11 protein-coding genes are annotated in these 8723 nt (G+C 61.6%); 4 read left to right on the top strand and 7 right to left on the bottom strand.

Annotated elements, in window-relative coordinates; translation table 11 throughout:
• Positions 1–4 precede the first annotated feature (4 nt).
• The 3 genes from CSE6_RS24445 to CSE6_RS24435 are packed head-to-tail and all read right to left on the bottom strand — an operon-like array spanning position 5 to position 2315.
• Positions 5–562: a DUF2946 family protein gene (locus tag CSE6_RS24445; RefSeq protein WP_059441705.1), complete on the bottom strand. Its 558-nt coding sequence runs from the start codon at positions 560–562 to the stop codon at positions 5–7.
• Positions 563–591: 29 nt separating this feature from the next.
• Entirely contained in the window at positions 592–1563 is a 972-nt protein-coding gene (locus CSE6_RS24440) for a YheT family hydrolase (RefSeq protein WP_034359069.1), read from the bottom strand.
• Entirely contained in the window at positions 1560–2315 is a 756-nt protein-coding gene (locus CSE6_RS24435; protein WP_034381915.1) for a hypothetical protein, read from the bottom strand. Before CSE6_RS24435 ends, CSE6_RS24440 begins: the two co-directional genes overlap by 4 nt.
• 115 nt (positions 2316–2430) lie before the next feature.
• Between CSE6_RS24435 and CSE6_RS24430 the strand changes: the two genes are divergently transcribed.
• From CSE6_RS24430 to CSE6_RS24420, 3 genes are read left to right on the top strand one after another with little or no spacing between them, the layout of a single operon-like run.
• Positions 2431–3048, top strand: coding sequence for a LemA family protein (locus CSE6_RS24430; protein WP_003065385.1), 618 nt, complete (start codon positions 2431–2433; stop codon positions 3046–3048).
• 24 nt (positions 3049–3072) lie between these two features.
• Entirely contained in the window at positions 3073–4005 is a 933-nt protein-coding gene (locus CSE6_RS24425) for a YgcG family protein (RefSeq protein WP_370545730.1), read from the top strand.
• 1 nt (position 4006) lies between these two features.
• The gene (locus tag CSE6_RS24420) at positions 4007–4546 is read left to right on the top strand and encodes a TPM domain-containing protein (protein ID WP_045840531.1); all 540 of its coding nucleotides are present in this window, start codon (positions 4007–4009) and stop codon (positions 4544–4546) included.
• A 44-nt stretch (positions 4547–4590) separates the two neighbouring features.
• Here the strand turns inward: CSE6_RS24420 and CSE6_RS24415 are convergent, their stop codons facing one another.
• Positions 4591–5247, bottom strand: a complete 657-nt coding sequence (locus tag CSE6_RS24415) for a cold shock and DUF1294 domain-containing protein (RefSeq protein ID WP_238585806.1) — start codon at positions 5245–5247, stop codon at positions 4591–4593.
• A gap of 159 nt (positions 5248–5406) precedes the next feature.
• On the opposite strand from CSE6_RS24415, the gene CSE6_RS24410 reads away from it, so the two are divergent.
• A complete protein-coding gene (locus CSE6_RS24410) occupies positions 5407–5676 on the top strand; it encodes a hypothetical protein (protein WP_034359063.1) in 270 nt (89 codons plus the stop codon).
• A gap of 163 nt (positions 5677–5839) precedes the next feature.
• On the opposite strand, the gene CSE6_RS24405 is transcribed toward CSE6_RS24410, so the two are convergent.
• The 3 genes from CSE6_RS24405 to atpG form a co-directional block, all read right to left on the bottom strand.
• Entirely contained in the window at positions 5840–6256 is a 417-nt protein-coding gene (locus tag CSE6_RS24405) for a F0F1 ATP synthase subunit epsilon (protein WP_003059364.1), read from the bottom strand.
• Between the two features lie 150 nt (positions 6257–6406).
• On the bottom strand, positions 6407–7816 hold the full coding sequence (gene atpD, locus CSE6_RS24400; protein WP_003065399.1) for a F0F1 ATP synthase subunit beta: 1410 nt from the start codon (positions 7814–7816) through the stop codon (positions 6407–6409).
• A gap of 34 nt (positions 7817–7850) precedes the next feature.
• Positions 7851–8717 carry a F0F1 ATP synthase subunit gamma gene (gene atpG / locus CSE6_RS24395; protein ID WP_003065400.1) on the bottom strand — a complete coding sequence of 289 codons (867 nt, stop codon included), beginning with the start codon at positions 8715–8717 and terminating at the stop codon, positions 7851–7853.
• Between the last annotated feature and the right edge of the window lie 6 nt (positions 8718–8723).

Here is an 8723-nt window from a genome sequence, read left to right as displayed (position 1 = left end):
GCGATCAGACTTGATGAGCCTGCGGGCTAGGCACAAAGCCAAACGTCAATGGAAGCGAAGCGCTGTCGACCTCCTGCACCTCGGGCAGCACGCCGCCTTCCAGCGCATTCGCGGCATCCAGCATGTCCAGGCTGTGCACCATGCCCAGGCCCTGCGGCAACGCCAGGAAAAGCCGCCCCTGTTCATCCAGCAGCACCTGCTGCACCTGTTCGATCGTCAGCTCCTGGCCCGTGTGGCTGCTCAGCCGCAGGCCATGCTCTGTGCATCGCAGACGCCATATCCATGGCGCACTCTCCAGCTCCACATACACACGCTGCGGGCCGTTCTGGAAATACCAGCGACCATCTGACTCGGCCAAATAGTTGCGACCGATGAATTCAGCCAGCTTTTCGTGGCGCAGCAGATTGCCCCTGGCTCCGGGCTTGCCGCCGGCAAACGCGCCGCATGCCTGGGCCTGCTCGTCTCTGAGCCACCACTGGCCGCGCGCATCCAGACCCAGCCAGCCGCTGCAGGCCGGCACGTTGGGCCATTTCGCCATGGCCTGCTTCACGATGTCATCCATCACTCATCTCCTGATTATTCTGCGAACGCTCAGAGCCACTGCTCCAGCCATTCGGTCACGGCCAGCGGCATGGCCTGCACATGGGCAGGCCAGGCCCCGCTGGCAAAGCCCACATGTCCGCCGTGCGGCGGCTGCCATAGCTGCACGGTGGCACTGACCTCATCGGGCCTGGGCAGACTGTGCGCCGGCACAAACGGATCGTTGCGCGCATTGAGCAGCAACAAGGGCACGGCCACTTGCTTGAGCAGGGGCTTGGCCGAGGCCCGGCTCCAGTAATCATCGGCATCCCTGAAACCATGGACCGGGGCCGTGAACACATCGTCAAAGTCATGCAGAGTGCGTGCGCGCTGCAGCCGCTCCCTATCGAACACCCCCGGCGACTGCTGCCATTTGGCGAGGGCCTTGGGCACCAGGGTACGCATGAACATGGGGGTGTAGATCCAGCGATTGAGCCCCTGGCCCAGATTGACGCCTCCGGCCACCAGGTCCAGCGGCGCACAAATCACTGCTGCACCCTTGACGAGTTCTGCAGCCGCCTGCTGCTGCAGCCCGGCCCAGCGCGCAAGGGCATTGCCGCCCAACGATACACCCATTGCCAGCAATTCGCCGCTCGCGCTTTGCTGCAGCCGGCGCAAAATCCAGTCCACCTCGTCCGAGTCGCCAGAGTGATAAGCACGCAGCAAGCGATTGGGCTCACCGCTGCAGCCGCGAAAATGCGGCACGGCCAGATGCCAGCCGCGCTGCGCGCAGACCTGTGCCAGGGCCTTGGCGTAGTGGCTGGAGGAAGAGCCTTCCAGGCCATGAAACAGCACCAGTGTGGGAGCGCTTGCACTTGCCAGGCGGCTTGAAAAATCGATATCGATGAAATCGCCATCGGGCGTATCCCAGCGTTCGCGCCGCCACGCCGGAGACTCTCCGCCCTTCGCACAGAGTGCAGCCCAAATGGTCTGGACATGACCTCCGGGCTGCCACCAAGGTGCACGAAATTGTTCGAAATTCATGAGGAACCCAGCCAGCTCCGCAGCTCTGACTGCAGGGCGTCTTTCTGTGCCGCACGCCAGACCAGTTCAGGCGGAGCCACATGAATTCCCGGCGGTGCCTTGAGCAAGGCTGCCTCCACCAAACGAGCCACATGCATGGCGCGCACCGGCCGCTCCGTCTGCGGCAGCATATAGCTGAGCGCCGAAAGCATGATCTTTGCCGTGCGCTGCAGCCAATGGCCTGCATTGATTTTCTGGGCTTCTCTGGCCGAGCGCACAAAAATCAGCCGTTCGAAGCCCAGTGCGGCCACGCCTTGCTCATTGAGATTGGCCAGCCCCTGCTTCAAAGCCTGGGGCAGGCTGCCCATATCGTGGGGCAGCACCACGGCAAGCGTGTGCACGCCACAGCGCTGCATCCACTGCGCCACCGCCTGCAGCTGATCGGGCCGGGGCGTCCACAAGGCGCGCTCGCGCTGGTAATAGGGACGCGGAGGCTCAAACATGATGAGGCCCACATCGGCGCTCTGCACAGGCCATTGCTGCACATCGCCGTGCAGTTGCGTCAGCAACTCCATGCCACGCAGGCCCTGGACATAGGGCTCGCGTGCCAGCACCTGGACCAGCGCATAGTTCTGTGCGCCAACCACGCGACTGAGCACCTCGTTGCCCAGCGGCCCCGTGGCCCCGGCCAGCAACAGCCGCGGCAAGGTCGCAGTTTTCGGGCCGGGACGCTGTGCGCCACGCAGGGCATCGAGTGGAGAAACAGTGGACATGATTGCAATGCTAGCGCCACCGGGCAGCGGACAGGGCAACAGGCTGCGCTCGCACACTGGCCTGCCAAGGCCTTATGCTATGGTTTCCGTCTCAATCTCGTGAATGGAAACACCCATGAAACGCTGGCTTCTGGCAATCGCAACTGCGGCCTCCATGCTCTCCCTCACGGGCTGCGGCTATAACGACTTTCAGCGCCTGGATGAAAAATCCAAGGCTGCCTGGAGCGAGGTGCTGAATCAGTACCAGCGCCGCTCGGATCTGATCCCGAACATTGTCGCCACGGTCAAGGGCGAGGCCAACTTCGAGCAGGAGACCCTGACCAGGGTGATCGAAGCACGCGCCAAGGCCACCTCGATTCAGGCCACGCCCGAGCTGATCAACAACCCCGAAGCCTTCAACAAGTTCCAGCAGGCTCAGGGCGAGATTTCCAGCGCGCTCTCGCGCCTGATGGTGGTGGCGGAAAAATACCCCGAACTCAAGGCCAACCAGGCGTTCCGCGATCTGCGCGTAACGCTGGAAGGTACGGAAAATCGCATCACCGTGGCGCGCAACGAATACATAGGCACCGTACAAGCCTACAACGTGCTGGCGCGCAGCTTCCCCACCAATATCACGGCCAAGGTATTCAGCTACAAGGTCAAGCCGACCTTCACGGTGCAAAACGAAGCCCAGATCTCGCAGCCACCGGCGGTTGACTTTTCCACACCCGCAGCGCCTGCCGGCAGCAAGTAATTGCGCGCACAGCTCTTTAAACCCATGCAAAAATCGCCTCAAGCCCTTTTCTACAAAGCGCTTGCAGCTATTGTTTTTGCCAGCATGGTGCTGCTGTCGGCGCTGCCGGCCCTGGCGCAGGGTGGCGCAGGCGCTCAGCTGCAGCCCGTGCCCGAGCTGACGGCGCGCGTCATCGACCAGACCGGCACGCTGAGCCAGAGCGATCAACAGGCGCTGAGCGAGCAGCTCAAGAAGCTGGAGGACGAGACCGGCGCCCAGGTCGCCGTGCTCATGGTCGCCACCACGGCTCCGGAAGACATTGCCGCCTATGCCTGGCGCGTGGCCAGCAGCTGGAAGCTGGGGCGCAAGGACATAGGCGACGGCTCTCTCATCGTCGTGGCCAAGAACGACAGGCGCATGCGCATCGAGGTGGCGCGCAAGCTGGAGGGCGCGATTCCCGACATCCAGGCCGCACGCATCATCGACGGAGCCATGAAGCCGCGCTTCCGCGCCGACGACTATGCGGGTGGCCTGTCTGCCGCCATCGAGCAGATGAGCCTGCTGATTCACGGCGAGAAACTGCCCGCACCGCAGTCCGAGGCGCGCAAGTCGGGCCCATCCTGGTCCGAAAATCTGGACTTTCTGCTTCCACTGCTGTTTTTCGGCTTTCCGATCGGGATTGCCGTCGCCCGCGCCATCTTCGGCCGCGTGCTGGGTTCGCTGATCATTGGAGGCATTGCCGGGACAGCAGCCTATGTGATCACCACCAGCCTGTTGATCGCAGGCGTAGCTGGCTTGGTGGGCCTGATCTTCACCCTGCTCTCCAACCTCTCGCGGGGCGGAGGCGGACCGTATATCAGTACCGGCGGGGGCGGCGGCTGGAGCAGCGGCAGCGGGGGAGGCTTCAGCTCGGGAGGCGGCTTCAGCTCCGGTGGCGGCGGCAGCTTTGGTGGCGGTGGCGCCTCGGGGGACTGGTGAAATGAGCAATGTCTTTCAACGCCTGGCACGTCTGGTGCGACACCGCTGGGCCGAACAGCATCTGCGCAAGGCCTTGCCGCCTGCCACGCTCAAGGAGCTGGAGCTGCTGATTGCCAAAAGCGAGCTGGGCCACACCGGCCAGGTCCGCATCTGCGTCGAGGCCGGCCTGCCCTGGAGCTATATCTGGCGCGATGCCACGGCTCGCGAGCGCGCGCTCTCGCAGTTCGCCAAGCTCCATGTCTGGGACACGGAGCACAACAACGGCGTCCTGATCTACCTGCTGCTGGCCGACCACGCCATAGAAATCGTGGCCGACCGCGCCCTGGACCGCACCATGAGCGCCGAGCAATGGCAAACGCTGATCAGCGATATGCAGTCCGCCTTCCAGGGCGGGCATTTCAGCATGGGCCTGGTATCGGCACTGGAGCGCGTCAACCGGCAACTGCAGGCGCATTTCCCGCGTAAATCCGCGGCCAACACGCAGCGAAACCTGCCCGATACACCCGTGGTCCAAAGGCATCTGCCGGGCCGCAACCGCTGATCCGGTTCTGCAGCCGCACCCACCGGCTGCAGACCTCAGAGGCCTCAGGCCAGCACATGTCGCCCATACGGCGAACACAGCCAGAGCACGGCCACCACATTGATCAGGACCATGAGCCAGAACTGCAGCTGAAAGCTGGTCTTGCTGCTTTTGTGGCGCAGCCACTGCTGGGCCAGCAGGGCACCGGGCCAGCCTCCGGCCAACGCCATGGTCTGCAGCGTGTTTTCCGGCGTGCGCCACTGCCCCTTCTGGGCGGCCCATTTGTCCTGCCAGTAGGCCATGAAGGTCAGCATGCTCAGGCCTGCATAGGTCAGCCAGAGGATACGCGGTATGCCCCAAATCACGGCGGTGGCCAGCATCATCAGCAGCCAGACCAGCAACACGCCATAGCTGAAGCCACTGGAGGCATGCCAGCCCTGAGGCACCGCACGCGAGGACTGCAAACGCCCTGCAGAAGGGCTGTTGCGCCGCACCGAAGAAGACCGTGCCTGAGGCACTGGGCCGCCAGCGCGCCATGCAACCTGAAGCGCGCGTTTTCTGCCCTGCTCCATGCCAACGGAAAACTCCAGGCGCAGACCGGGCCGAGGACGTTGCTCTGCGGGCGGGCGCGGCTCAAAAGCACTGATATGGACAAACAGACGCTCGCCACCGCCATCGGCCTCTATCCAGCCAAAGCCACGCTCGTCATTCCATTGCGTCAAGGTACCGCTGTAGCGCATCCATGTCCTTTGTTGTTTTTGGCACCGCGAACAGGCCCGGTGATGCAAAAAGCAGGTGGGCCCCATCCAGAAAAAACCTTTTTACCCGCATGGCTGTGTTAGTTTTGGGGCAGCCGTATTTTCTTAAGAAAGCACTCAAGCATGCAGAAATCTCTGTTCTCTCTGGCCGTCATCAGCTCTGCCCTGGCACTGAGCGCCTGCTCCTCCATCAGCCCCAGAGGCGCCGAAGCACCGGCTGAATACGACTACGCACTGAGCTGCAAGCTCAAGGAGGATGACCCCAAGAAGTGCGAAGCCCAGATCCGAGCCCTCTGCGAAGACCCCAGCAAGGCCGTGGTGCGCAAATCACGCCATGTGGACCCCAAGGACAGCTCCGTGGTCTACGGCTATCAGGCCGCCTGCAACGGCTAAGCTGCTTGCGCGCTGCCGCGGTTCGGAATCCTGCTGGTTTCGGGATCAGTTCCTTTTGGGACAAGCACAGTGCGCTTCGATTTCCGCAGCAACAGTCCATAAAAAAAGCCACCGCATGCGGTGGCTTTTTGCTGCTGATGCATGTGCTCATGGGCACAGCACATCAACGCTTCTGGCGGTACTTGCGCAGAGCCGCAATCTGAGCTGCCATCACGGCCAGCTCGGACTGCGCACGAGCGATGTCCAGTTCGCCCTTGGCGTTCTTCAGGGCTTCCTCGGCCGCGGCCTTGGCCTTTTGCGCCTTTTCATCGTCCAGATCCTTGCCGCGGATGGCGGTGTCGGACAGCACGGTCACGCAGTTGGGTTGCACTTCCAAAATGCCGCCGGCCACGAAGACGAACTCTTCGCTGCCGTCAGGCATTTCGATGCGCACCGAACCCGGCTTGATGCGGGTGATCAGCGGTGTGTGGCGGGGATAAATGCCCAACTCGCCCGCTTCACCGGGCAAGGCGACAAAGCGCGCTTCACCGGAGAAGATGGACTCTTCGGCACTGACCACATCAACGTGAATAGTGTTCATCTTTGCTCCTAGAAAAGGTAAAAACTGGTCCTAAAACAAGCACACCCCAAGCCAGAGACGCCGAGCAAGGGCCGCCCCGCAGCGAGGGCGTCGTCCCCTCTCCTGAAAGAGAGGGGATGCGGCGCAAGCCGCTCAGGGGGTGCAAGCCAGTTAGGCAGCCAGCTTCTTGGCCTTCTCGAAGGCTTCGTCGATGGTACCAACCATGTAGAAAGCCTGTTCGGGCAGGTGGTCGGCTTCGCCGTTCACGATCATCTTGAAGCCACGGATGGTTTCAGACAGGGGAACGTACTTGCCGGGAGCGCCGGTGAACACTTCAGCCACGTGGAAAGGCTGAGACAGGAAACGCTGGATCTTACGAGCACGAGCCACGGTCAGCTTGTCTTCGGGAGCCAGTTCGTCCATGCCCAGAATCGCGATGATGTCGCGCAGTTCCTTGTAGCGCTGCAGCGTACCCTGCACTTGGCGAGCCACCTTGTAGTGCTCTTCGCCAACCACTTGGGGGTCCAGCTGACGGCTGGTGGAGTCCAGAGGATCCACAGCGGGGTAGATACCCAGCGAAGCGATGTCACGGGACAGCACCACGGTGGAGTCCAAGTGAGCAAAAGTGGTGGCGGGCGAGGGGTCGGTCAAGTCATCCGCTGGCACGTAAACGGCCTGGATGGAAGTGATCGAGCCAACCTTGGTGGAGGTAATACGCTCTTGCAGCTTGCCCATTTCTTCAGCCAGGGTAGGCTGGTAGCCCACGGCGGAAGGCATACGGCCCAGCAGAGCGGACACTTCGGTACCGGCCAGTGTGTAGCGGTAGATGTTGTCCACGAAGAACAGCACGTCCTTGCCTTCGTCACGGAACGACTCAGCCATGGTCAGGCCGGTCAGCGCCACGCGCAGACGGTTTCCTGGGGGCTCGTTCATCTGACCGTAAACCATGGCAACCTTGGACTCGCCCAGGTTCTCTTGGTTCACAACGCCAGCGTCGGACATTTCGTGATAGAAGTCGTTACCTTCACGGGTACGCTCACCCACACCAGCGAACACCGACAGACCGCTGTGGGCCTTGGCGATGTTGTTGATGAGTTCCATCATGTTCACGGTCTTGCCCACACCGGCACCACCGAACAGGCCCACCTTGCCGCCCTTGGCGAAGGGGCAGACCAAGTCGATCACCTTGATACCGGTTTCCAGCAGTTCCTGCGAAGGCGACAGTTCGTCGTAAGCAGGAGCCTTGCGGTGGATGGCAGCGGTCAGGGTCTGGTCCACGGGACCACGTTCGTCGATGGGGTTACCCAGCACGTCCATGATGCGGCCCAGGGTAGCCTTACCCACGGGAACGGTGATGGGGTTGCCGGTGTTGGTGACCATCAGGCCACGCTTCAGACCGTCCGAAGAACCCAGGGCAATGGTACGCACCACGCCGTCGCCCAGCTGCTGCTGAACTTCCAGGGTCAGGGCCGAGCCTTCCAGCTTCAAGGCGTCATACACCTTGGGCACCTGGCCGTGGGCAAACTCCACGTCCACCACGGCGCCGATACATTGAACAATCTTGCCTTGTACTTGAGCCATTTTTTGCTCCAATCTGTTTGTTCGTTAAAGCCGTTTACACAGCGGCTGCGCCTGCCACGATTTCCGACAACTCGGTCGTAATCGCTGCCTGACGCGTCTTGTTGTAGACCAGCTTCAACTCGCTGATGACGTTGCCGGCGTTGTCGGTAGCGGCCTTCATGGCCACCATGCGCGCCGATTGCTCGGACGCCATGTTTTCCGCAACTGCCTGGTACACGAGGGACTCCACGTAACGAACCAGCAGTTCGTCGATGACGCTTTGAGCGTCAGGTTCGTAGATGTATTCCCACGATGCACCCGTCTTCTCGGCTTGCAATTTTTCGGACGACAGGGGGAGCAGTTGCTCCACCACCGACTCCTGCTTCATGGTGTTGATGAACTTGGTGTACGCCAGGTACACCGCGCTCAGCTTGCCTTCAGCATATTGGTCCAGCAACACCTTGACAGGCCCGATGAGCTTGTCGAGGTGAGGCGTGTCGCCCAAGCCTGTAGCGTGAGAGACCACCTTGGCACCGACACGGTTCAGGAAACCCAGTCCCTTGCCGCCAATGGCCACTGCATCTGTCGCAACACCCGCATCCTGCAGTTCGCGCAACTTGTTGGTGACGACACGCAACACGTTGGTGTTCATGCCGCCGCACAAACCCTTGTCGGTCGTCACCACGATGACGCCGACCTTCTTGGCATCGTTCACTTGCATGAACGGATGCACATATTCAGGGTTAGCTTCGCCAAGATGGGCTGCAATGTTGCGGATTTTTTCGCTATATGGACGGGCAGCCAGCATCCGGTCCTGCGCCTTGCGCATTTTGGATGCAGCCACCATTTCCATGGCTTTGGTGATCTTCTTGGTGTTTTCCACCGATTTGATCTTGCCGCGTATTTCCTTACCTGCTGCCATGATGAC

This window comes from Comamonas sp. E6 (genome assembly GCF_001010305.1).
Taxonomy (GTDB): domain Bacteria; phylum Pseudomonadota; class Gammaproteobacteria; order Burkholderiales; family Burkholderiaceae_C; genus Comamonas; species Comamonas thiooxydans.
The sequence above is the reverse complement of the archived record's forward strand: the minus strand, read 5'-3'. Positions and strand labels throughout refer to the sequence as shown.